Origin of the sequence: Nocardia sp. 348MFTsu5.1, from assembly GCF_000383535.1 — a bacterium.
GTDB classification, from domain to species: domain Bacteria; phylum Actinomycetota; class Actinomycetes; order Mycobacteriales; family Mycobacteriaceae; genus Williamsia; species Williamsia faeni.
Genome location: NZ_KB911511.1, coordinates 1 through 23,832, shown reverse-complemented (window position 1 = coordinate 23,832; position 23,832 = coordinate 1). Strand labels below are relative to the sequence as shown.

At 63.5% G+C, this 23,832-nt stretch carries 23 protein-coding genes; 19 read left to right on the top strand and 4 right to left on the bottom strand.

Annotated features, from left to right (window positions below; translation table 11 throughout):
• The first annotated feature begins 3 nt into the window (after positions 1–3).
• From H290_RS0106495 to H290_RS30115, 3 genes are read left to right on the top strand one after another with little or no spacing between them, the layout of a single operon-like run.
• Complete coding sequence (locus H290_RS0106495; RefSeq protein ID WP_020105969.1) at positions 4–312, top strand: hypothetical protein; 309 nt, start codon at positions 4–6, stop codon at positions 310–312.
• Positions 313–328: 16 nt separating this feature from the next.
• Entirely contained in the window at positions 329–1,000 is a 672-nt protein-coding gene (locus tag H290_RS30120; protein WP_051121911.1) for a TetR/AcrR family transcriptional regulator, read from the top strand.
• Between the two features lie 6 nt (positions 1,001–1,006).
• Entirely contained in the window at positions 1,007–1,630 is a 624-nt protein-coding gene (locus tag H290_RS30115; RefSeq protein WP_020105967.1) for a TetR/AcrR family transcriptional regulator, read from the top strand.
• Positions 1,631–1,641: 11 nt separating this feature from the next.
• Here the strand turns inward: H290_RS30115 and H290_RS0106485 are convergent, their stop codons facing one another.
• Complete coding sequence (locus H290_RS0106485; protein ID WP_036518299.1) at positions 1,642–2,436, bottom strand: crotonase/enoyl-CoA hydratase family protein; 795 nt, start codon at positions 2,434–2,436, stop codon at positions 1,642–1,644.
• A 104-nt stretch (positions 2,437–2,540) separates the two neighbouring features.
• On the opposite strand from H290_RS0106485, the gene H290_RS0106480 reads away from it, so the two are divergent.
• The 4 genes from H290_RS0106480 (at position 2,541) to H290_RS0106465 (ending at position 7,066) form a co-directional block, all read left to right on the top strand.
• Complete coding sequence (locus H290_RS0106480) at positions 2,541–4,178, top strand: acyl-CoA synthetase (RefSeq protein ID WP_020105965.1); 1,638 nt, start codon at positions 2,541–2,543, stop codon at positions 4,176–4,178.
• Positions 4,179–4,183: 5 nt separating this feature from the next.
• Positions 4,184–5,311, top strand: a complete 1,128-nt coding sequence (locus H290_RS0106475) for a nitronate monooxygenase family protein (RefSeq protein WP_020105964.1) — start codon at positions 4,184–4,186, stop codon at positions 5,309–5,311.
• An 85-nt stretch (positions 5,312–5,396) separates the two neighbouring features.
• Positions 5,397–6,191 carry an enoyl-CoA hydratase gene (locus H290_RS0106470; RefSeq protein WP_020105963.1) on the top strand — a complete coding sequence of 265 codons (795 nt, stop codon included), beginning with the start codon at positions 5,397–5,399 and terminating at the stop codon, positions 6,189–6,191.
• Between the two features lie 35 nt (positions 6,192–6,226).
• Complete coding sequence (locus tag H290_RS0106465) at positions 6,227–7,066, top strand: SDR family oxidoreductase (RefSeq protein WP_020105962.1); 840 nt, start codon at positions 6,227–6,229, stop codon at positions 7,064–7,066.
• Between the two features lie 85 nt (positions 7,067–7,151).
• On the opposite strand, the gene H290_RS0106460 is transcribed toward H290_RS0106465, so the two are convergent.
• Genes H290_RS0106460 through H290_RS0106450 form a run of 3 tightly spaced genes read right to left on the bottom strand, consistent with a single transcriptional unit; the run spans position 7,152 to position 11,083 of the window.
• On the bottom strand, positions 7,152–8,747 hold the full coding sequence (locus H290_RS0106460; protein WP_020105961.1) for a long-chain-fatty-acid--CoA ligase: 1,596 nt from the start codon (positions 8,745–8,747) through the stop codon (positions 7,152–7,154).
• 4 nt (positions 8,748–8,751) lie between these two features.
• Positions 8,752–9,873, bottom strand: coding sequence for an acyl-CoA dehydrogenase family protein (locus H290_RS0106455; protein WP_020105960.1), 1,122 nt, complete (start codon positions 9,871–9,873; stop codon positions 8,752–8,754).
• Between the two features lie 22 nt (positions 9,874–9,895).
• Positions 9,896–11,083: an acyl-CoA dehydrogenase family protein gene (locus H290_RS0106450; protein WP_020105959.1), complete on the bottom strand. Its 1,188-nt coding sequence runs from the start codon at positions 11,081–11,083 to the stop codon at positions 9,896–9,898.
• Positions 11,084–11,225: 142 nt separating this feature from the next.
• Here H290_RS0106450 and H290_RS0106445 point away from each other — a divergent pair, with 142 nt between their 5' ends.
• From H290_RS0106445 to H290_RS0106390, 12 genes are all read left to right on the top strand, one after another.
• Entirely contained in the window at positions 11,226–11,417 is a 192-nt protein-coding gene (locus H290_RS0106445; protein ID WP_028462875.1) for a ferredoxin, read from the top strand.
• Between the two features lie 161 nt (positions 11,418–11,578).
• Positions 11,579–12,508 (top strand): 3-oxoacyl-ACP reductase, encoded by a 930-nt coding sequence (locus H290_RS0106440; RefSeq protein WP_020105957.1) that lies wholly within the window; start codon positions 11,579–11,581, stop codon positions 12,506–12,508.
• Positions 12,509–12,780: 272 nt separating this feature from the next.
• Positions 12,781–13,545, top strand: coding sequence for an ABC transporter permease (locus tag H290_RS0106435; RefSeq protein ID WP_028462873.1), 765 nt, complete (start codon positions 12,781–12,783; stop codon positions 13,543–13,545).
• Positions 13,546–13,551: 6 nt separating this feature from the next.
• Positions 13,552–14,403, top strand: a complete 852-nt coding sequence (locus H290_RS0106430) for an ABC transporter permease (protein ID WP_020105955.1) — start codon at positions 13,552–13,554, stop codon at positions 14,401–14,403.
• Positions 14,404–14,406: 3 nt separating this feature from the next.
• Positions 14,407–15,585, top strand: coding sequence for an MCE family protein (locus H290_RS0106425; protein ID WP_020105954.1), 1,179 nt, complete (start codon positions 14,407–14,409; stop codon positions 15,583–15,585).
• A 71-nt stretch (positions 15,586–15,656) separates the two neighbouring features.
• The gene (locus tag H290_RS0106420; RefSeq protein WP_020105953.1) at positions 15,657–16,718 is read left to right on the top strand and encodes an MCE family protein; all 1,062 of its coding nucleotides are present in this window, start codon (positions 15,657–15,659) and stop codon (positions 16,716–16,718) included.
• Positions 16,718–17,908, top strand: a complete 1,191-nt coding sequence (locus H290_RS0106415) for an MCE family protein (protein WP_020105952.1) — start codon at positions 16,718–16,720, stop codon at positions 17,906–17,908. Before H290_RS0106420 ends, H290_RS0106415 begins: the two co-directional genes overlap by 1 nt.
• On the top strand, positions 17,908–19,173 hold the full coding sequence (locus H290_RS0106410; RefSeq protein ID WP_020105951.1) for an MCE family protein: 1,266 nt from the start codon (positions 17,908–17,910) through the stop codon (positions 19,171–19,173). The genes H290_RS0106415 and H290_RS0106410 overlap by 1 nt, the downstream gene beginning before the upstream one ends.
• On the top strand, positions 19,173–20,435 hold the full coding sequence (locus tag H290_RS0106405; protein WP_020105950.1) for an MCE family protein: 1,263 nt from the start codon (positions 19,173–19,175) through the stop codon (positions 20,433–20,435). Before H290_RS0106410 ends, H290_RS0106405 begins: the two co-directional genes overlap by 1 nt.
• The gene (locus tag H290_RS0106400) at positions 20,432–21,877 is read left to right on the top strand and encodes an MCE family protein (protein ID WP_020105949.1); all 1,446 of its coding nucleotides are present in this window, start codon (positions 20,432–20,434) and stop codon (positions 21,875–21,877) included. The genes H290_RS0106405 and H290_RS0106400 overlap by 4 nt, the downstream gene beginning before the upstream one ends.
• Positions 21,874–22,845, top strand: coding sequence for a hypothetical protein (locus H290_RS30110; RefSeq protein WP_020105948.1), 972 nt, complete (start codon positions 21,874–21,876; stop codon positions 22,843–22,845). The genes H290_RS0106400 and H290_RS30110 overlap by 4 nt, the downstream gene beginning before the upstream one ends.
• A gap of 2 nt (positions 22,846–22,847) precedes the next feature.
• A complete protein-coding gene (locus tag H290_RS0106390; protein WP_020105947.1) occupies positions 22,848–23,495 on the top strand; it encodes a hypothetical protein in 648 nt (215 codons plus the stop codon).
• Positions 23,496–23,832 lie beyond the last annotated feature (337 nt).

Here is a 23,832-nt window from a genome sequence, read left to right as displayed (position 1 = left end):
AGAATGTCAAACGCTCTGGAACAAGATGTCGTTGCCGCCGCGCCACGCACTGAGGCCGCGCCACGTGAGGGGGTCCTGCTGACAGTGGCAGGGCTCGGGCTTGCGGCGACCGGGATTGCGCACTTCGTCAGCCCCAAGCTGTTCGAGCCGATCACCAAGCCGGCGTTTCCGGAGAACACCACCCGCTGGACCTATACGAATGGTGCCAGCGAGACCCTGATCGGCCTGGCGATCGCGAACAAGCGGACCCGCAGATTCGGCTACATCGGTCTGGTGGGGTACCTGGGTTTCCTCGCCAGCCGTGTCATTTGAGGGTGATCATCCGGCAATGACCTCCGACGTTCCCGTACACCGAGGTCGTGGACGCCCCAAGGTTGTGGGGCTTGCCGATCAACGTCGTACCCAGATCGTCGAGGCCGCCTTCGAGGTGCTCACGGAAAAGGGTTACGACGGAACGAGTATCGCGGAGATCGCGCAACGGGCAGGGATGGGTCAGGGCACCGTCTACCGCTATGTGAACAGCAAGCGGGAACTGCTCGATTTGGTCTTCGACTGGGCGGTCGAGCGGATATTCGCCACGATCGATCCCTACGAATTGCTGGCCGCCGACCCCGCGACTGCGCCGGAGATGGCGGCGCACGTCCGGGTCATCGGCGACCGTCTCAACCGCCTGGTCGACGAGGACCCGGCGATGCTCAAGCTGATCGGTATCCAGTCCAGTGCGATCGACAAACAGCTCAAGGCGCGGGTGGTCGGGATCGAGTCCCTGATCAATTCGCTCATGGTCAAGGCGCTGGAACGGGCGGTGGAGAATGAATGGTTTGCGCTGGGCGAGCCCCAGCGGCAGATCGTTGCCCGCCAGCTCATGATGCTGGTGCTGCCCGGACTCGTCATGGCGCTGCGCGGAGAGAACGATCCGGAGAAACGCGCGCGCTTCGTCGGCGGGGCAATGGACCTGGCGTTCCATGGAACGATGAAGCGTCCTGCCGGGAAACGATAGGGAGTGATGGGCCAACCAACAACTCGCTCGGACACCCGGCGGACCCGGATCCGCCGTGGCCAGCTGCTGGATGCCGCTCTGCAGACGTTCATCGAAAATGGTTACAGCGCTGTGGGAGTCGCTGAGATCGTGGCCCGGATCGGATGTAGCCACGGCACGTTCTACAACTACTTCGACAACAAGCGGGATGCGCTCGACGCAGTTCTCGAGCGTGAACTCGCCGAGCTCACCGCGATCGCCGAGTTGCACCACCCGCGCCCGCGCGACGCGACCGAGTTCACCGGCGCGATGGAGTCACTGGTCCGCAGGCTCGTCGACTACGTCAACGAGCGCCCCGATGTGCTGACGTTCGTGGTGATGGAAGCCCCCGGTGTCGACGACGCATCGCTCGAGTTACTGACCGATGCCTTCGTTCGATTCGGTCAGTTGTGTGGACAGTACTTCCGGCAAGGAATCGCTGACGGCTACCTCCGCGAGGACCTCGACATCGAGTTCGCCGGAGAGGCGATGGTGTCGTGCCTCCTCGGCGCCGTCCTGCCACGGATGCTCGACAACACCGCCGAGCTCGATGTGGAGGCGACCGTCGAGACCGTGGCCGGATTTCTGTGTTACGGCACGCCCACGGTCTGAAGGTCGCTGTCCTATTTGCCGGTGAACTCGGGGGTCTGCTTCTCCGCAAAGGCTTTTGGACCGATCTTGGCGTCGTCGCTGACGAAGACCTTGATGCCTTGGTCGGCGTCGATCTTGAACGCGTCCTGCTCGTGCATGCCCTCGGTGTCCCGGATGGTCTTGAGGATCGCCTGCACCGCGATCGGACCATTCGCCGAGATCTGATCGGCGAGCTCGAGCGCCTTGTCCAGGGCTGTCCCGTCGGCGACCACGTGCCCGATCAGGCCGTAGTCGAGCGCTTCGGCTGCGGTGATGTGACGTCCGGTGAGCAGGATGTCGGCGGCGACGGTGTACGGGATCTGCCGCACCAGCCGGACGGCCGATCCGCCCAGTGGGTACAGCCCCCACTTGGCCTCGGACACACCGAATTTCGCACTCTGACCGGCGACCCGGATGTCGGTGCCCTGCAGGATCTCGGTACCGCCGGCGATGGCCGGTCCCTCCACGGCGGCGATCAGGGGCTTGGTCAGGCGGCGGCCCTTGAGGAGCGCGTCGAGCATCGTCGGGTCGAAGCCGCCCTTCTTGAAGGAGTCGCCGGGAGCCTTTTTGTTCATGCTCTTCAGGTCGGCGCCCGCGCAGAAGTAGCCGCCGGCGCCGGTGAGGATCGCCACGCGGATGTCGGGATCGGAATCGACCTGATCCCAGGCCTGGTTCATGATCGCGAGCATGTCGCTCGAGAGGGCGTTGCGTGCCTCGGGACGATTCATCGTCACGATCAACGTGTGCCCGCGCTTCTCGACAAGACAGTGGGGGGCAGCGTCCGACATGATGTGCTCCTGATTTCTCGCATGGCAGGGCGCCCGCGGGCGCCTGTGACCTGTATCTCTGGGGGCCTTGCCATCAAACGGTAACACGTTCTAGTTTTGTGGGTATGGCTTACAACATTGCCGACCTCATCGAGCACGCCGTCGACCTGATGGGCGATCGGGTGGCGCTGGAAACAGACGGGCGCAGCGAGACCTATACCGAACTCGACCAACGGGCCAACGGCCTGGCGCACACCCTGCGGAAGCTGGGGGTCGCGCCAGGTGACTCGGTCGGTCTGTACAGCAGAAATGGTATCGAGGCCGTCGAATCGATGGTGGCGATCTTCAAGGCCCGTGCCGTGATGGTCAACGTCAACTTCCGCTATGTCGAGAGCGAACTCGAACACATCTTCACCGATTCGGACATGGTCGCACTGATCGTCGAGCGGCAGTACGTCGACAAGGTCGCGAACGTGTTACCGAAAGCACCCAAGCTGCGGTCGGTGATCGTCATCGAGGACGGCTCGGATCTGGACTTCGCCGGTATCAACGGGGTGCCCTACGAAGAGGCGGTCGCCGACGGCGGCACCCAGCGCGACTTCGGGCCGCGCTCCGATGACGACGTCTACATGCTCTACACCGGCGGCACCACCGGGAACCCGAAAGGTGTGGTGTGGCGGCAGGAGGACGTGTTCCGGGTCCTCGGTGGTGGCATCGACTTCAACACCGGGGAACCCCTGTCCGATGAGTGGCAGCTCGCCAAGAGCGGTGCCGAAGGCGGTCAGCTGGTTCGGTTCCCGATTCCCCCGTTCATCCACGGCGGCTCGCAATGGGCGGTGTTCCAGGCACTGTTCGCCGGGGGCAAGGCCATCGTCTATCCCGAGTTCGGTGCTCATCAGACCTGGGAGATCGTCGAGCGGCACCAGGTGAACGTCATCTTCATCACCGGAGATGCCATGGGGCGCCCGATGATCGACGCATTGCAGGAGAAGGACTACGACCTCGGTTCGGTGTACTCGGTGGCGTCCTCCGCCGCGTTGTTCTCGGCCAGCGTGAAAGACCAGTTCGTCGAGAAGTTCCCGAACGCGGTCATCATCGACGCCATCGGTTCGTCGGAGACGGGCTTCTCGGGCATGGGCGTGATCTCCAAGGGCGCCGCGCATACCGGCGGCGGCCCGCGGGTCAACAAGGATCGATCCACAGTTGTTCTGCGCGAGGATGGTTCGATCATCGAACCCGGTTCCGGTGAGGTGGGCATCCTGGCCCGGACCGGTAACATCCCGCTGCGGTACTACAACGATCCGGTCAAGACCGACAAAACCTTCAGGGAGTTCAACGGAATTCGTTACTCGATCCCCGGTGACCAGGCGCGGGTCGAGGACGACGGCACCGTGACCATGCTCGGCCGCGGGTCGGTGTGCATCAACTCCGGTGGCGAGAAGATCCACCCCGAAGAGGTCGAGTCCGCGCTCAAAGGACACCCGGATGTCTTCGACACCGTGGTGGTCGGAGTCCCCGACGAGCGGTACGGCCAGCGGGTTGCCGCCGTGATCGCCACCCGCGACGGAGCCCGTCCGCTACTCGCCGACATCAATGAGGTGGCCCGCCGCGACATCGCCGGCTACAAGTGCCCGCGGTCGGTGTGGTTTGTCGACGAGATCAAGCGCTCGCCGGCGGGCAAACCGAATTACCGATGGGGCGCAGAGATCGCGGCTTCCCGGCCCGCCGATGAAAACCTGACAACCAGCTCACGAAAGGCCTGACGCCAGTGCGTACTTCACTGTCCGACGAGTTCGGAATCCAATACCCGATATTCGGGTTCACCCCCTCCGAGCATGTGGCCGCGGCGATCAGCCGGGCCGGTGGTCTCGGTGTCCTGGGCTGCGTCCGGTTCAACGAGGCGGAGGAACTCGACGCCACCCTCGACTGGATGCGCGAGAACACCGACGGCAAACCGTTCGGCGTGGATGTGGTGATGCCCGCGAAGATCCCGACCGAGGGCTCGCAGATCGACCTCGACGCGATGATCCCGCCGGAACACCGTGCATTCGTCGAGCGCACCCTCGACGATCTCGGCGTTCCGCCGCTGCCCGACGGCGATCGTGTCAACGCCGGCGTTCTGGGATGGCTGCATTCGGTGGCCCGATCCCACGTCGATGTGTCGATGACCCACGCCGACAAGTACGGGCAGATCAAACTCATCGCCAATGCGCTCGGTTCGCCGCCGGATGACGTGATCGCCAACGTCCACTCGCACGGGGTGAAAGTCGCGGCCTTGGCCGGCGCCAAAGAACATGCGCTGCGCCATGTTGCCGCCGGTGTGGACCTGGTGATCGCGCAGGGTTACGAGGCCGGCGGTCACACCGGTGAGGTCACGTCGATGATCCTGTGGCCGGAAATTGTTGATGCGGTGGGGGATTCCGCGCATGTGCTGGCGGCCGGAGGGGTCGGCAGCGGTCGTCAGATCGCTGCCGCACTGGCCATGGGCACGAGCGGGGTCTGGATGGGTACCTACTGGCTTACCGCCGCCGAATACCAGCTCGGGGTCCGGGGTGCCGGTCCGTCGGTGATACAGCAGGCGATCCTGAACGCCACCTCGCGGGACACCGTACGGCGACGGATCTATTCGGGTAAGCCGGCCCGGCTGCTCAAGACCAAGTGGACCGATGCGTGGGACGCCCCCGGCGCTCCCGAGGCGTTGCCGATGCCGTTGCAGAACATCCTGGTAGCCGAGGCCCATGCCCGGATCTCGGCTGCCGACGATCCGGGGGTCGTGGCGATGCCGGCCGGGCAGATCGTCGGGCGGATGAATGCCATCACTCCCACCGCGGACCTGATCGACGACCTGGTCAGTGAGTACGACGTGGCCGTGGAGCGGATGCAGAAGGCCCGATAGGGACCCGTCAACCCTTTTTGCCGACGGCTGTGATCAGATATGGTCACAGCCGTCGGGGGATTTCGGGGCGTAGGAGGTACGGGGTATGACCGATCGTGAAGATGTGGTGCTCAGGGCGCGGATCGAGACCGACGCGGGTGCCACCGCAGTGGTCACACTCCATCGTCCGGAAGCACGGAATGCCTTGACCAGAGCGGTCATCACGCAGCTGCGTGCCGCACTGGCGGAGGCGGACGCCGACGATTCGGTGGGTGCGGTGGTGCTGACCGGTTCGGACCCGGCTTTCTCGGCCGGTGTCGACCTGAAAGCGCTCGGTTCAGAAGGTGGCTGGGACGACATCAGCGTCGCGGGTCCGCCCACCGGCTACCCCTGGATCCCGCTGAGAAAACCTGTCATCGGTGCCATCAACGGGGCCACGGTCACCGGCGGTCTGGAACTCGCCCTGGCTTGTGACTTTCTCATCGCCTCGGATCGGGCCCGCTTCGCCGACACCCATGCGCGCGTGGGGATGGTCCCGGCCTGGGGTCTGACCGGACGTCTGCCGGCCGCGGTCGGTTGGGGCTTTGCCCGGCGGATGAGTATGAGCGGCAACTTCGTTGATGCCCAGACCGCACTGCGGGTCGGTTTGGTGACCGAGGTCGTCGCCCACGAAGAACTCCTGCCGACAGCGCTGGCTCTGGCCGCCGACATCGGCGGCAACAACACGAAGGCCGTCTCTGCATTGCTCACCTCCTATCGTGAGGCCCAGCAGCAGGGGCTCGGACCGGAACTCGACGTCGAGGCAACGCATTCCGCCGCCTGGATGGCCCAGTTCGATCCGGCCTCGGTGGCGCAGGCGCGTGAAGCGGTCATCGATCGTGGCCGCAAGCAGATGAAGTGAGGGATCAAATGGGGACGCCTGGAAACTTCAGAGCAATGGTTCGGAGCCGCAGGGGTACCGCGATCTCGTTGCAGGACAAGGTCATTGTGATCACCGGTGGTGCACGCGGTATCGGGCTGGCCACGGCGGCCAAGCTGCACGGCAAGGGCGCGAAGGTGGTGCTCGGTGACATCGACGAAGAGGTTGTTGCCAAGGCAGCGGCCAATCTGGGGTGCGAAGGCTATCCGCTCGACGTCACCAGCGACGAATCCTTTGCTGCCTTCCTCGATCGCGTCGACGCCGAGTTCGGCAAGTTCGACGTGCTGATCAACAACGCGGGGATCATGCCGACCGGTCCGTTCCTCGACTTCTCCGATGCGGTCATCGCCCGCAACTTCGAGATCGATCTGCTCGCGGTGGTGCGGGGCACTCGACTTGCCGCCCGGCGCATGGTGGCCCGGGGTTCCGGTCAGATCCTGAACGTCTCGTCGGTCGCCGGACTCGTTCCCCTTCCCGGACTGAGCATCTACAGTGCCGCCAAGGCCGGCGTGATCGCGTTTTCAGAGGCGCTGGACGGGGAACTGAAGCCCAGCGGTGTGCGCGTTCTCGCGGTGATGCCGAACTTCACCAAGACCGGACTCATCGACGGGCTCCAGACCACCAAGATGATGCCGCCCATCGAGCCCGATGACGTTGCGCGCGAGATCGTCCGGAGCATCGAGCTGAACCGTGACCGCGTGGTGGTCCCGCGTCAGAGCATGTCCGTCCTCGGCTGGATGGTGACGCCGCGGTTCATGAAGAACCTGTACGGCAAATACTTCGCCTTCGACACCATGTTCATGGAGTTCGACGAAACCGAACGCGCCAAATATCTGGCCCGGGTCAACCGAAGCTGACCCCCCAAACCCGATGATGTGCCCTTCTTGCGAACAAAAGCCCAGGTGGGCAACGCAATAAGGGCACATCATCGGGTTCGGGCAGTCAGGGGACGCTGGGGGCGGGGACGTATTCCAGAGTGCGGCCGGGGCGGACCCAGGTCGGGTTGGTGGTATCAGCGGCCAGGGTGCGTTTGAGGATCTTGAACGTGTCGGTTCGGGGGAGGTCGTCGACCACCCGGATGGAAGTGGGCCACTGCTTGGGTCCCAGATCCGGTTGTGCGGCCAGGAAACTCGTCAGCTGTTCGGCGCTCAGGTCGGGGGCGACGAGAGCCGCGGCCAATTCGTCGCCGACATCGGCGCGGACGCCGTAGACCGCCGCCATCGTGATCGACGGGTGCCGCAACAGCACTCGCTCGATGGGTCCGGTGCCCATGTTCTCGCCGTCGACCCGAACCCAATCACCCAGGCGCCCGGCAAAATACACGTATCCGCGGTCGTCGACGTAGCCGAGGTCGCCGCTGTGGTAGATGCCGCCCCGCATCCGTTCGGCGTCGGCCTGCGGATTGCGGTAGTAGCCGGTGAACAGGCCACCGCCGGAACTGTTGACTATTTCCCCGACGGCCTCGTCGGCGTTGACGAGCCGCCCGGACCTGTCGAAGCGGGCGACGGCGCAGACCTCACCGGTTTCGGGATTGCGTACCTGATTCGGTGGGACCAGCGGACCGAGTGCCTCCGGCGGCGTATCCGGGGTCCGGGCAATGGCGACACCACCCTCGGTGGAACCGAAGCCGTCGACCACCCGGACATCGAATCGGGTTGTGGTGGCGGCGATGTCAGCCGCGGACGCCTCGTTTCCGTACAGGATCCGCAGTGGATTGTCGGTGTCATCGGGACGGGCCGGGGTGGCCAGCACATACGACAACGGCTTGCCGACATAGTTTGCGTACGTGGCACGGTATCGGCGGATGTCATCGATGAAGGCGCCCGCCGAGAACTTCCTGCGCAGGGCCACCGATGAACCGCCCGCGACCGCCACCATCCATCCGGCGATGATCGCGTTGGAGTGGAACATCGGCATCGACAGGTACACAACGTCTTCGGGACCCAGGTCGAACCGCTTCGACAGCATCGTCCCGCTCGCCGCGAGCTTTCGGTGACTGCACTGGACTGCCTTCGGGTCGCCACTGGTGCCGGATGTGAAGATCAGCATCAGCAGCGCTTCGGGGTCCCCGCACCCGAACTCGGGGTCCACATCGATGTACGGGGCGAGCAGCTGCTCCCAGCCCGGGTCATCGACGTTGAAGAACTCGACGTCAGTCTCGTCGATGTCGTCGAGGAGATGTGCCGTGGAATTCTCGACGATCACGACCTGGCAATCAGCGGTGGCGATATCGGCTGCCAGAGCCGCACCGCGGCGCGTCGGGTTCAGACCGACCACGACGAGCTCACCCAGAACGGCTGCCCCCAGCAGATAGCTGAACTCGGGGATGTTCTCGAGCAGCAGTGCCACATGCCGCGGACGGTCCGGATCGATCAGCCCGCGCAGCGCCGCCGCCCGCGTGGCCGACAACCTCAGATGGTCACGCCAGCAAACGAACTCGTCTTCGAAGTAGAGACCGGAGTCGGTCGTCTCGCGGAGCGGTGCCAGCAAGGCGCCGACCGTCCCCGGTGCCGGAAGGCCATGATTCGGCGTACTCATCACCTCAGGCGGGTTCGGCGGCAAGGGCCGCACCGATCCGCCGCAACTGCACCGGTGCCGACCCCAGGTTGAACTCGTTCTGCTTGGCCCGCAGGAAGTATCGATGAATCGGATGATCGACGTCGATGCCCACGCCGCCGTGGATGTGGACAGCGGTATGCGCTACCCGGTGGCCGGCGTCGGCCGCCCAGAACTTCGCGGTGGCCAGTTCTTTGCCCGCGTCGAGGCCTTCGGACAGCAGCCAGGCCGCCTGCAACGTGGTGAGTTTGAGACCCCGGACGTCGATGTACGCGTCGGCCAGGCGCTGCGCGACGGCCTGGAACGAACCGATCTTGCGGTCGAATTGTTCACGCTCACGGCCGTATTCGGCGGTCAGTTCCAGTGCGCGTTCGAGGATGCCGGTCTGTTCGGCACACAGGGCGAGGGTCATCCGGTCGCGCAGGAACTCGGTCACCGGTGCCCCGACCTCACCGAGCTGGTCGTCGGCGGTGACGCGGACACCGTCGAGTTCGACGAAGGCTCCGGGACCCTGACCCGTCGACAGGGTCGGGGTGATGGTCAGACCTTCGCGATCGGTCGGCACGATGAACACCGCCACACCCTGCGGACCCGCGACGTTCACGATGATGGCGTCGGCGTATTCGGCATACGGCACATTCAGTTTCGCGCCGGCCAGTGTCCACGTGTCGTTGTCGACGGTGGCGCTTGCAACCGGGGCCAGCGGGTCGTCGGCGATGTCCTCGTCGAGACCGACGGTGATGATCGAGGTGCCGTCGGACAACCCCTGGAGCCAGCGCTCCTTGATCGTGTCGGTGCCGAAGCGGGCGATGGCCGGGACCGCAGCGAAGGCGACCGGACCGAAGGGGACGAGTGCCAGAACCCGGCCCAATTCCTCTGCGACAGCGGTGTTGTCGAGGACGGTCAGGCCGTCCTCGAGTTCGAGGGCAAGTAGTCCTGACGTGGCCAGCTGGGCCCACAGGTCAGGGTCGAAGTCGCCCTGGTGGGCACCGGGCGCGCTGCCACGGTGTTCCAGTGTCTCGAGTCGTTCTCGGGTGACCAGCTTGGTGGCGATGTCGCGGGTGAGACCGGCCAGGTCTGCGCTCTGCTCGCTGCGATGGAAATCCATGGTGTTGTTCCTTGTCCTCGAGTCAGCGGCGGGCGGGGGGTTGGCCCAGGGCGAGCATCGCGATGATGTCCCGCTGGACTTCGTTGGTACCGCCGCCGAAGGTCAGGATCAGCGATGATCGGTGAAAGCGTTCGAGACGGCCCCGCAGGTGGACGCCCGGGCTGCCCGGCCGCAGGGTGGCCGCCGGTCCGAGAACCTCCATCAGGAGCCGGTAGGCCTCGGTGGCGAACTCGGTGCCGAACACCTTGGTCGCCGATGCATCGGCAGGCGACGGTGATCCACCGCCGGTCGCCTCAGACGCGATGTTCCAGTTGATCAACTTCAGGAACTCGACCTTGGCGTGGACCTTGGCCAGATTCATCTGGACCCATTCGGAATCGATGACCCGCCCACCGCGGGCATCCTTGGTGTTCTGGGCCCACTCGATCGTTTCGCGCAATGCGGTCTGGATCGGAGCGGCGCTACACAGCGAGACGCGTTCGTTGTTGAGCTGGTTGGTGACCAGTGGCCAGCCGCCGTTCAATTCACCCACCAACGAATCGGCCGGCACCCGTACGTCCTGGTAGTAGGTGGCGCTGGTGTCGACGCTCGACATCGTGTGCACCGGCGTATACGAGAAGCCCTCGACGTCGGTGGGCACGATCAGCATCGAGATGCCCTTGTGTTTCTTCGCCTCCTGATCGGTGCGGCAGGCAAGCCAGATGTAGTCGGCGTACTGGATCAGACTGGTCCACATCTTCTGGCCGTTGATGACGAAGTCGTCGCCGTCGCGGACCGCGGAGGTCCGCAGCGACGCCAGGTCGGTGCCGGCACCCGGTTCGGAATAGCCGATCGCGAAGTGGACGTCACCGGATGCGATGGCGGGCAAGTACTTTGCCTTCTGCGCCTCGGTGCCGAAATGCATGATCGTCGGCGCCACCGAGTTGATCGTGAGGAACGGGACGGGTGCTCCGGCGATGGCTGCCTCGTCGGTGAAGATCAGCTGATCCATCATCGACCGCTCCTGGCCGCCGTACTCTTTCGGCCAGCCGAGTGCGAGCCAGCCGTCGCGGCCCATCTGACTCACGACCTCGCGATAGACGTTGCCTTCGCCGACCTCTCCACTGGTGGAAGACAGTGCCAATCGGCGTTCCGGCGTGATCAAATGGGAGAAGTACGCCCGGAGTTCGCGCCGTAGCTCTTGCTGCTGGTCCGTGTAAGCGATGCGCATCGGTGCTCCAGGGTTTCGGGTGGCTTGACGGGGTCATGTCCGGGGTTCCGGTCGCAGCCCTTCTATAACACGTTCTAACGTGTTGGTTGGTGTCCGTCAATACTGGGGCCGCTCAGGCGGCAAGGGAAGGAAGCTCGTGGCGATGAAGATCAAGGCTGATTTCGACCTGTGTGAGTCCAACGGTGTCTGCGTGGGCATGGCACCGGATGTCTTCGATCTCGATGACGACGACTACCTGGTCATATTGAAAGAGGACGTTCCTGAAGAGCGGCGCGAGGAGATGCGTCAGGTGGTCAGCAGTTGCCCCAAGTCGGCATTGTCCGTCGAGGAGTGACGTGCGATATCCGGTGTGCCGAGTCTGGCGCACCGGATATCGGAACCTGAGTTCGCAGACCCGATAGTTGCCCCAAATCGAGAACACGTTCTACATTGGACTCGACGCACCCGGCGTGGGCCCCAGGCCTTGCCGGTTTGGTGACATCGAGTGGAGGATCTGTGGGCGCGAATTCGAATGTCGAGCAAGATCCGGGGGCCGGGGCCGACCTGGCAGGCCGGGTGGCAGTGGTTACCGGTGCCGGAGCGGGACTCGGCCGGGCGGAGGCGATCGGACTGGGTGCCCTCGGCGCCACGGTGATCGTCAACGACCTCGCCGGTGCGCTCGACCGTAGCGATGTGCTCGCCGAGATCGAGGCTGCCGGCGGTGTGGGTGTGCCCGTGGCCGGCGACATCTCCGACGCGGCCACCACCACCGAGATCATGCGAGTCGCGACCGAACAACACGGCGGACTGCATGTGGTGATGAACAACGCGGGCCTGGTCCGCGACAAGATGCTTTTCAACATGTCCGACGACGACTGGGACCTGGTGATCCGGGTTCATCTGCGCGGACATTTCCTGATGTGCCGGAACGCGGCGGCGTACTGGCGGTCGCAGTCGAAGGCCGCCGGCGGGCCGGTGTTCGGCCGGTTGATCAACACGTCCAGCGAGGCGGGGCTGTCCGGTCCGGTGGGTCAGGCGAATTATGGCGCGGCCAAGGCGGGGATCACCTCGTTGACGTTGACCGCCGCACGCGGCCTGGCCGCCTATGGTGTGCGTTCGAACGCGATCTGCCCGCGGGCCCGGACGGCGATGACCGAGGGCACCTTCGGGGATGCCCCCGAGGGAGCGGTTGATCCGCTGTCCACCGATCACGTCGTCACCCTGGTGCAGTTCCTGGCGGGCCCGGAGTCCGATGGCGTGAACGGACAGGTGTTCGTGGTCTACGGACCCAAGGTCACGTTGATGGCGCCGCCGACGGTGGAGCAGGACTTCGTTGCCGGCGGTGATGCCTGGGATCGCGGCGACCTCACCAAGAGCCTGGCCGAATACTTCGTCGGCCGCGATCCCGCCGACACGTTTTCTGCTGGTAAAGCCCTGTTCGGATAACGATTTCGACACCTGTGTGTCCATGTCGATTACACCCATTTTGTGAACTGGACGTGTGATAGGTTCGCGGTCAAACTGGCAGGCCTCCGTTGGGGAGCGAGGTGGCATGGCCATAGGTAGAACGTGTTCCAATATGGAACTTGCAAGGGGGACGTCTCAAGTGGAAAGTTCCTGTTGGCAAGTAGTGGGAATCGCCAAATTCACAACTAGAACACGTTATGATCAGACAGCTCAGTCGGGTCCGGGGGAAATCTTTTGCTGAAGGAGAGTTGGTGAACCGCAGACTGGCAGGCCCGTTTGAGAGCGTCGGAGATTTTGTCGCCATGAGCGTCAGCGCCGCACGCGAGCTCTTCCGGGCGCCGTTTCAGTGGCGAGAGACGATCGAACAGTCGTGGGCGATCGCGCGGGTGTCGATGGTCCCGACCGTCCTGGTCGCCATCCCGTTCACAGTCCTCGTCAGCTTCACGCTCAACATCCTGCTGCGCGAGCTCGGTGCCCAGGACCTCTCGGGCGCCGGCGCCGCGTTGGGCACCATCACCCAGATCGGCCCGATCGTCACGGTGCTGATCGTCGCCGGTGCCGGAGCAACCGCCATCTGTGCCGACCTCGGTGCCCGCACCATCCGTGAAGAGATCGACGCCTTGCAGGTCCTCGGCATCGATCCCATCCACCGCCTCGTCGTACCCCGCGTCATCGCCTCGACCCTCGTCGCGATCCTCCTCAACAGCCTGGTGTGCACCATCGGTATCGGTGGTGGCTTCGTGTTCTCGGTGTACCTGCAGGACGTGAACCCGGGCGCCTTCATCTCAAACCTGACTCTGCTGACCGGCTTTCCCGAATTGATGATCTCGATGGTGAAGGCCGCACTGTTCGGCCTCGCCGCGGGCCTGGTCGGCTGCTATCGCGGTCTGCACGTGGCCGGTGGCGCCAAGGGCGTCGGCGATGCCGTCAACGAGACCGTGGTCTATTCGTTCATGGCGCTGTTCGTCGTGAATGTTGTGGTCACCGCGGTCGGCCTCAAAGCGACTGCAGGGTAAGCGCAGATGATCCTTCCTCACACAGTCCGGCTACGCGCAACGCGCAACGCGTTGAGACGTGCCAATTCCGGCTGGGACGGCATCGGCGACCAGGCATTCTTCTACTGGGACAGCCTCATCAACATCCCCCGCGCGATGCGGGCGTACAAGAAGGAAACGCTGCGGCTGATCGCCGAGATCAGCATGGGCTCGGGAGCGCTCGCCGTCATCGGCGGCACCGTGGTCGTGGTCGGTTTCCTCACGCTCTTCACCGGCGGCACCATCGCCGTTCAGGGCTACAGCTCGCTGTCGAACATCGGTGTCGAATCGCTCACCGGATTTTTCGCGGCATTCATCAACGTCCGAATCGCGGTGCCGGTCATCGCCGGAATCGGCTTGGCGGCAACGATCGGCGCCGGTGCGACGGCACAGCTCGGCGCAATGCGCGTCAGTGAAGAGATCGACGCGCTCGAGGCGATGGCGATCAAGTCCATTCCCTATCTCGTCAGCACCCGGATCGTGGCCGGTCTGATCGCGATCATTCCGCTGTACTCACTCGCGTCGGTGGCCTCGTTCCTGGCCAGTCGTTTCGCGACGACCTTCCTCTACGGCCAGTCGCCGGGTGTGTACGACCACTACTTCTCGACGTTCCTCATCCCCACCGACATCCTGTGGTCGTTTGTGCAGGCGATCTGTATGGCGGTGGCGGTCATGATGATCCACACCTACTACGGGTACAACGCCTCGGGTGGCCCGGTTGGTGTGGGTATCGCCGTCGGCAACGCGGTGCGAGCCTCGCTGGTGGTGGTTGTCGTGATCACACTGCTGCTCTCACTGGCCATTTACGGCGTCGACGGAAAGTTCAACCTCTCGGGGTAGGTCATGTCACAGAAAACCGAACGCCCCGCTTGGGCGAAGAAGATCGCGGCCACCGTGTTGGTGCTGTCGCTGATATTGGCGTGTGCGCTGGCATCCCTGCAGTTCCTTGGCTCCTTCGCTTCCACCGTGCCGGTGACACTGACCGCCGATCGGGCCGGCCTGGTGATGAGTCCGGACGCCAAGGTCCGGTTGCGTGGTGTCGTGGTCGGTCGCGTCGGTGAGATCACCGAGTCGTCGGACGGTGTGACGCTGGTGCTGGACATGAATCCGGACCAGCTCGAGTACGTCCCGGCCAACGTCAACGCAGAAATCAAGTCGAACACCGTTTTCGGCGCCAAGTCGGTCAACCTCGAGATCCCCGAGGATCCCAGCGACCAGACGCTGCACAGCGGGTCGACGATCGCGGCCGATCACGTCGAGGTCGAACTGAACACGATTTATCAGCGTCTGGTCGACGTGCTGGCCGCGGTCCAGCCCGAAAAGCTCAACGCCACGATCAGTGCGATCGACACCGCGTTGGCCGGCCGTGGTGATCAGATCGGTCAGGGTTTCGCCGATCTGTCGGAGCTGCTGGGCAAGGTCGAACCGCATCTCGACGAACTCGGCCGGGACATCGAGGGGACAGCGGAGGTCACCAATGTCTACGCCGACGTGATGCCCGACCTGCTGAGGATCGTCGACAACTTCACAGTCACCGGTAATACGTTGGTGGACAACTCCTCCGATCTCGACGCGCTGCTCGTGAACGTGACCGGGATGGCCGACACCATCAACGGTGTCATCGCACCGGCGAAGGCCGACATCATCTCGACTCTGGCGAATCTGAACCCGACCGCAACACTGCTCGGCTATCAGGCCCCGGGTCTGGCCTGCTTCATCACGGCCACCGCAAGTGCCGGACAGAAGGCGCTGCCGGTGTTCGGTATCGATGACGCCCGGGTGCACCTCAATGCGGGCGTGCTTCCCGGCAAGGAGCCGTATCGCTACCCCGAGGATCTGCCGAGGGTGAACATGGACGGCCCACCCACCTGTGAGTACGGGCTCAGCGATCCGAGTTCGCGTGAGCACGCCGGTTTCTACGTCGGTGACAACGCGGCGGTTCCGTATCAGCCGAGAACCACCGCCAAGCTCGATCCGTCCAAAATTTTTGATGTGATGTTCGGTCCGGTGCCGCGTGGATAAGGAACACCGGTTCATCAGTCGATCGGCAACAGGCTTGCAGCCGTCAACAGGTAGGGAACGGGAGGTGTGAGATGGCAGTATCCAGAGAGCGCGCGTTTCGCGCCACCGTCATCAAACTCGGGTCGTTCGCCGTGGTGATGCTGCTGATTTTCGTCGTCCTGGTGGTCGTTTTCAGCCAGTACCGCAGTGGTTCGAGCTACGGCTACAAGGCAACATTCACCAGCGCCTCGCAATTGAAGTCCGGCAGCAAGGTTCGTATCGCCGGCGTCGAGGTCGGCAAAGTCGGTTCAGTGGGACTGAACCCCGACAACAAGGCCGTCGTCGAGTTCGACGTGAATGAGAAGTACCGGCTACCTTCCTCGGTGAAGGCGCTGATCCGCTACGAGAACCTCACCGGCGACCGGTATCTCGAACTACAAGAGGGCACGGGTGACCCGGCCGAGCTGTTGAAGGACGACGGATCGATTCCCGTCACGCAGACGGAACCGGCGCTGGATCTCGACAACCTCCTCGGTGGTTTCAAGCCGCTGTTCCGGACACTCGATCCGAAAGAGGTCAACGAACTCTCCGCGTCCCTGGTCAAGGTGTTCCAGGGGCAGGGTCCGGCGTTGAACGAATTGCTCGAGAACACGGCGACTTTCACGGATTCACTGGCCGATCGCGATCAGCTGATCGGGGAGGTCATCGACAACCTGAACACCACATTGGGCACAATCGAGGCCGATGACGAAGGGTTGGACACGTCGCTCGATCAGCTGCAGAAGCTGATTTCGGGACTCGATTCGCAGCGAAGCGTGATCGGTGAAGCCATCACCAACACCTCCGAACTGACCAACGACCTCAATGGCGTACTGTCCGAGAACCAGTCCGATCTGCAGTCGCTCATCACTGCCACCGGGCAGGTGTCACAAGAGGTACTCAAAAGTGAGGCCTACGTACGTGGCCTGCTCGGCCGTCTGCCGTCCGATTTCAAGGCCCTGTCCAATCTCGGCAGTTACGGTGCCTGGCTGCAGATCTGGCTCTGCCAGGTCAACCTGATCTTCACCGGCCCCGACGGGCAGGAGATCATCTGGCGGTCTGTTGATGCCACCGGACCGAACACCAACCCCGGAGGGAGGTGTAATCCGCTGTGATGGCTGCACTGTTCAAAGGTGAGCGAACCGCGAGCGACCAAGCCGAGGAGGCCAGGCGGAAGAAGCGCGGCGAACCCGACCGTGCCCGAGTGGGTTTCATCGGTGTGGTGATCGCCGCACTGGTGGTCATCGTGGCCCTGCAGATGGACAAGCTCCCGTTCCTGTCGAACGGCAGCGTCTACACCGCACTCTTTGACGATGCCGGCGGTCTTGCCACTGGTGACATCGTGGTTGTCGCAGGCGTGAATGTCGGTACTGTTCAGGGCATCTCGCTGGCTGACACCGACAACGGCACCAAGGCGAAGGTCACGTTCAACATGGCCGACACGGTCCGCGTCGGCGACGCCAGCACGGCCATCATCAAGACGGAGACCGTTCTGGGCCGCCGCAATCTGACACTTGTTCCCGAGGGCACCGGAAAGCTGATGCCAGGGGACACGGTGGAGCGGACCGTGGCGCCTTACTCGCTGACCGACGCCCTCGAAGGCGCCACCGACACGATTGAGCAAACCGACACCGATCAGCTCAACGCCGCGCTCAACACCTTGTCGGACACCTTCTCCCACACGCCGGACTCGGTCCGGTCCGCCGTCGACGGGGTGGCCCGGTTGTCCAAGGCGATTGCTGATCGTGACGAGTCATTGTCACAATTGCTCAACCGCGCGGGCAGCGTCACCGATGTGGTGGCGAGGCGCAGCGGACAGATCAACACCTTGCTCGTCGACGCGAACTCCCTGCTCGGGGAGGTCCAGGCCCGCCGGGTCGCGCTGGGGCAGTTGATCACCGGTACCGAAGCCGTCACCGCGCAGATCAGCCTGTTCATCGACAACAACAATGCGCAGCTCACACCAGTGCTCGAACAGCTGAACGGAGTGCTCGCGATTCTGCAGGACAACCAGGAGAATCTCGCGGTGACCCTGGACGAACTCGGGCCCTACGCCAACGTGTTGGGTGAAGCGGTCTCCAGCGGGCCGTACTTCTCGTCGCTGGTCGGTCTCACCACGTTCGGTGACTACACCGCGATTTTCATGCGGGTCTTCCAGCAGAAGTATCCAGAAGCCTTCGAGGCGTTCACCAAGTACGCGTTCAAGATCCCACCGACGATCATCGTGCGCCCCGACATGGAGCACTCACCCGACTCGAACGTGCCGGCGCCGGCTCCTTCGTATCCGAGCGGACCGACCGGGTGATGGCGATGGGAAAATTGGGCAAGAGGTTCTGGCAGGCCATCGCGATCATCGTCGTGGCCGTGGTTGCGATCGGAGCCGTCTACTACGGCTATCAGAAGGTCAACTACAAGACCTACACCGCGTACTTCCCGAGCGTGAATGCACTGTATGAGGGTGACGCGGTGACGATCCTGGGGGTCAACGTCGGCTCGGTGGGGTCGATCACCCCGCGGGACAACGATGTCCGGGTCGAACTGAAGGTCGATCGCGACCGGAAGCTGCCCGACGATGTCCAGGCGATCGTGGTCGCGCAGTCCTTGGTGTCGGGACGGTTTGTCCAGTTGACCCCGGTCTATGAAGGGGGTCCGACCCTCGGCGGTGGAGGGGACATCCCCACGGAGCGCACGGCTGTTCCCGTGGAGTGGGATGAGATCAAGGCAGAGCTGAGCCGGCTGTCCGAGGCAGTCGGGCCGAAGGGCGCCGACCCCGGATCGGTGGCGCGCGCGGTCGACGTCTTCGATGAGAACCTCAACGGCAACGGCACCGCGATCCGTCAGTCCATCCAGCAGCTGTCGGATGTCACCACCACGCTCGCGGGCAACCGCGACAACCTCTTCCGGTCGATCCGCAACCTTCAGACACTGACCGAGGCGCTCTCGCAGAGCCACGAGCAACTGGTGCAGTTCAATGGTCGGATCGCGTCGGTGAGTCAGGTCCTGGCCGACAACACCGACAGTCTGGGCGGTGCGTTGACCAACCTGGACACGGCGCTGAGCGACGTCCAGACGTTCATCAACACCAACGGGGCAACGCTCAGTGACTCGGTCGCGCAGCTTGCCGATGCCACCAATGTGCTTGCCCAGAAAGACGAACAGATTCGCGGCCTGCTGCATTCGGGTCCGACCCAGCTGTCGAACTTCTACAACATCTACAACCCGTTGCAAGGTTCGTTGTCGGGCATCTTCGGTCTCGGTATGGGCGGCAACCTGGTCAGCCTCCTCTGTGGCACGATGGCGGGCGCCGCCCGGCCGAAACAGGAAGACCTCGTCGAACAATGCGTTGACGTCCTGGGCCCGATCTTCGGGACGATCGGTATGAACTATCCGCCGTTCCTGACCAATCCGGTGTCGGGCATCATCGCCACGCCGGACCAGATCACGTACCAGAATGCGGATGTGAAAGCGCGGGCGCAGCAGGGTATTCGCGATCAGGACGCCGCGACCCGGTCCAAGTACGCCAACCCTGGTTTGGCACAGCTGCTGGTGCCGTTCGGAGGCGAGGGCTGATGAGCGAAACGTGGAGTCGAAAGGCCTTTGCCCGCAACATGATCGGGGTTGCCGCAGTCAGTACCGCGCTGGTGGCGTCAGGTTGTGGATTCGACGGACTCAACTCGATGCCGATACCCGGCGCCGACGGGACAGGTTCCGGATCCTACGAACTGACAACCACAATTCCCAACGCCGCCAACCTGGTTCAGAACGCTCCCGTGATGATCGACGACGCCACCGTGGGCAGCGTCGGCACCATCTCGGTGAAGGACTGGAAAGCACAGTTGACGCTGCGGCTGAACGAGGGAACACAGGTTCCGGTCGGCTCGCATGTGATGGTCGGGATGACCAGCGTGCTGGGTTCGCTACATCTGGAGATCGTTCAGCCGGAGAACGCCGATGCGGGCACCCTGCAGCCGGGCGATGAGATCCCGGCCGCCAGCTGTCCGGAGCAGTCGAACATCGTGGAGCCGCAGAACCAGGAGCCGATCCCCGATATCAACTCCGCACAACAGGTGTCCGAGTGCACCTACCCGACCACCGAGCAGGTACTCAGCTCCCTGTCGGTGGTCCTCAACGGCGGTGGACTGGCCCAGGTCGGCGACATCGTCACCGAGCTCAACAACTCGATGGCCGGGCGCGAAGACGTGCTGCAAAAGTTGATTCCGCGCCTCAACACGTTGGTCGCCGAGCTGAACGGGCAGCGGGACAACATCATTCTCGCCATGGAAGGGCTGGACCGGTTGACCGCGAACATCAACGCGCAGACGCCGGTGGTGGAGAAGGCGCTGGCCGACGCCCCGAAGATCCTGACATTGCTGGTGGATCAACGGGTTCAGTTCACCAACGCTCTGGCGTCGCTGAGCACCCTGAGCCGCACCACCGATGACATTCTGCAAGCGAATTCGGAAGACATCACGGTGATTGTCAGCAATCTGGTCCCGGTGCTCGACCAATTGCAGTCCACCGGGCCGGCCCTGACCCAGTCGCTGGGCATCCTGCTGACGTTCCCGTTCGCCGAGGAGGTCATCCCGCAGGTTGTCCGCGGCGACTACCTCAACGGTGAGATCAACCTCGACCTGACGTTCGGGCGTCTGCAGCGTGGTGCGCTGGCCAGCCTCGGCGGGCCGAGTCAGCTCTACGGCCCCGAAGGAATGCTCGGGGCTCCGGCCGGAGCAGCCGGCCATGGCAGCGATCCGTTCACCGGTCCGCTGACCTCCGAGGTACCGGTCGACAACGGTCTGCCCTCACCGATGCCGAACGCGGAGGGAGGCTCATGAGCATCACACCGTTTGTCCGCATGCAGTTGATCATCTTCTCCATCATCACGGTCATCTCGATCGTCGCCGTGGCCGTCTTCTATATCCGGGTTCCCAGCATGGTCGGGATCGGTGAGTACACGGTCAAGGTGGGTCTGCCCAGTACCGGCGGTCTCTATCAGAACGGCAATGTCAGCTACCGGGGTGTGGATGTCGGCAAGGTCCAGTCGGTGGCACTGACCGAAACCGGTGTCGTGGCAACCCTGTCGATCAACAGTGACACCGAGATCCCGAACAATTCGACGGCTGCCGTCCGCAGCGTCTCCGCCGTCGGTGAGCAGTACGTCGAGTTCACACCCGACCCCGAGACGCCATCCACCGGCAATCTGGAAGACGGGGCGGTGGTCGAGAACGGGACGGTACCCGTCGAGGTCGGGACACTGCTCGATCAGGCCGATGCGCTGCTCACAGAGATTCAGGACACGAAATTGCGCCGACTGATGAACGAGGCGTTCAACGCGTTCAACGGCACCGGTGAAGATCTGCAACGACTTCTCGATTCGATGACCCTCCTCGTGGGGGACGCCAACGAGAACTCCGAGGCCATCGTCAAGCTCATCGACCAGGCGGCTCCACTGCTCGAGACGCAGACGGCCACGGTCGGTGACATCCGCGCGTGGACGGCAAATCTGTCCCAGGTCACCGATCAGCTCCGGGCCAACGACCCTCAGATTCAGGGGATTCTGGACAAGGGGCCGGGGGTCGCGCAGCAGAGCCAAGAACTATTCGCCTCGATGAATCAGTCACTGCCGTTACTGTTTTCCAATCTCAACACCGTTTCCCGGACGTTGGCGATCTACCATCCCAACCTGCAACAGATTGTGGTGATCTACCCCCGCCTGATCGCTTCGTTGATCACCGCACTCAACAGCGAGGACTACCGCAAAGGTGCCAACGTCGACTTCGCGCTGGGGTTCCAGGATCCGGGCACCTGCACCGTCGGCTTCATGCCCTTCACACCGGATCGTGGTGCGGATGTACAGACCCCTCGCGATCTTCCACCCGGTTTGTTGTGCCGCGTGCCGCAGGACTCCAATGTCGCGGTCCGCGGAACCCGCAACTTCCCGTGCGTGGAGATACCGGGCCGCCGGGCTTCGACCCCGGCCGAATGCCGAACCGGCTACGTGCCGATCGGCGAGAACGTGCCCTTCCCGAACGGGCTTCCGGGAGTTGATCTGCCACAAGGCTTTTTGACGTCCGGCACACCCGGCGCGGACGACGGCAGTCCCGCCGTCTACGCCACCAGCTACGACCCTGTCAGTGGTGACTACATCGGTCCGGACGGCAAGACCTACAACGCCGGAACCGCGGCGTCGTCCGGGACATCTGGTACAGGTGGTAGCGGGGAAAAGAGGAAAGACAAGAGTCAATGGCAGAGCCTGATCACGGGGACCGTTCAGTGACGGCCCAGACACCAACCGACCAGAAACCGACACCACAGAAACCGCAACGTCGCCGGGCCAGCCGCCCGGCGGGCCCACCGCAAGAAGTCGCCGCCCCGGCGTCCGAGTCGTCGGCGAGTATCAGCGCACCGAGTGGCAAGGCCCGCAAAGCCGCCGGCACACCGGTGAAGTCGGCTCCGCTGGGCCGCAAGCCGAAGGCGAAGGCGACCGCTGTCGCGCCGGTGGATCCACCGGTGACGCTCGACAAGGCCGAACCGGAGATCGCCGCGTCCGACGCCGGCGAAACCGGCGGGATCGACTCCGACACCGCGGTGCAGTCGTTCGGAACGGCGTCGGTGTCGCGCGGGGTGTCTTATCGCGATCGGCGCGGTGGTGGGCGCACGACGGATCTGCGCAGGAAGAGGAAACGTCGGGGCAGCGCGGGGGACAAGGATCCGGCAGATACGAGTCGTTCGCCCCGCACGCGGGGCAACCTGCGTGGACTGGGCGTCGTCCTGGCGGCGGTCGTCGCCATCGGCCTGATCTCGGGCATGGTCGTCGCCTCCGTCTTGTTCATCAAGGGGACCAACGAGATCGACGAGACCAACGACCAACGCGCCGAGTATTCGGCGTTCGCGAGTCAGATGATCACCAACCTGACAACTCTGAACGCAGAGAACATCGACGGCGCCATCAAGACCTTTCAGGACAGCACCAGCGGCAAGGCCATGGAGCAGACCAGTCAGTCGATGGCGCAGACGGTCAACATGATCAAGTCCGAGAACGTCTCCACCAAGGGAACCGTCATCTCGGAGGCCGTCACCGAAAGTGATCCCAATGCCGGAACGGTGATCCTGGTGTCGAGCTGGGAGATGAACCAGCCCAACGTCGCCGAGCAGCAAACCGTGTTGCAAACCTTCCGCTGGAAGCTCGAGATCACCCGGATCAACGGGCAACTCAAGCTGACCAACTTCGAGTGGGTGACGTAGACATGTCGAGAAAATTCTGGTGGTGGACGGTCTCTGTGCTGACCGTTGTGATTCTTGTTGCCGGCGTGGTCATCACGACAATTACCGGTCTGCACTACCGCGACACCAAGCTGACCGAAGATGCCCGGGGTGAGTCGCTCGAAGCCGGAACACATGCGGCGACAATGATGTTCGGGTATGAGCCGGACAACGTCGCGCAGCAGGTGGAGCAGACGAAAACACTGCTCACCGGCGCGGCGCAGAAGGAATACGACGAGATCATCACCAACGCGAATCTTGTTGTCGCGGTGAAAGATCAGCAGGTCAAATCTGAGGTGACCATCCAGGAGGCCGGGGTGGTCAACTCCACCCAGGACACAGCGCTGATCCTGATCTTCATGAATCAGTCCGTCACCAAGGGTGGCAAGGATCTGGTGTCGATCGAGGCCAGTCGGCTGGAGTATTCGATGGAGAAGTCCGGGGACAAGTGGCTGGTCTCGAACATCGATATCCTGACCGATGATTCGGTGAAGGCCAGACTTGCCACCGAGGCCGACAAAAACGGTGCCTCGACCGTACCGGTGCCACCCCCTTCGGCGGCCCCTGAATCGGTGACCCCGGCCCCGGCAACAGAAGAAGCACCGCCCGCAGCACCGGCGCCCACCCCCTGACCCCAGCCCCACCCAGCAGGCGAGCCAGAAATACGAAGACGAGCCACAAATACGCCGGTTGCCAGGATGTTTGTGAGACACCTGGTGACCGGTGTGGGGAATCGGAGTATGTGATGCTCAGTGAGCCAGTGGGTCGTACCACAACGGGCAGGCGGTCCATGACCGTCGCTTATAAGATCGAGTTTTTGCAGGCCTGGGATCAGGCCGTCGAGCGGGGTGCCAAGACGCGGTTGCTGCGGGAGAACAGCCTTGGGCACAACACGGTCAGACGTTGGATCAAAGCTCGGGATCAGGGACAATTCACTGCAGCGATGACCGCTGCGGCGACCCAGATCCC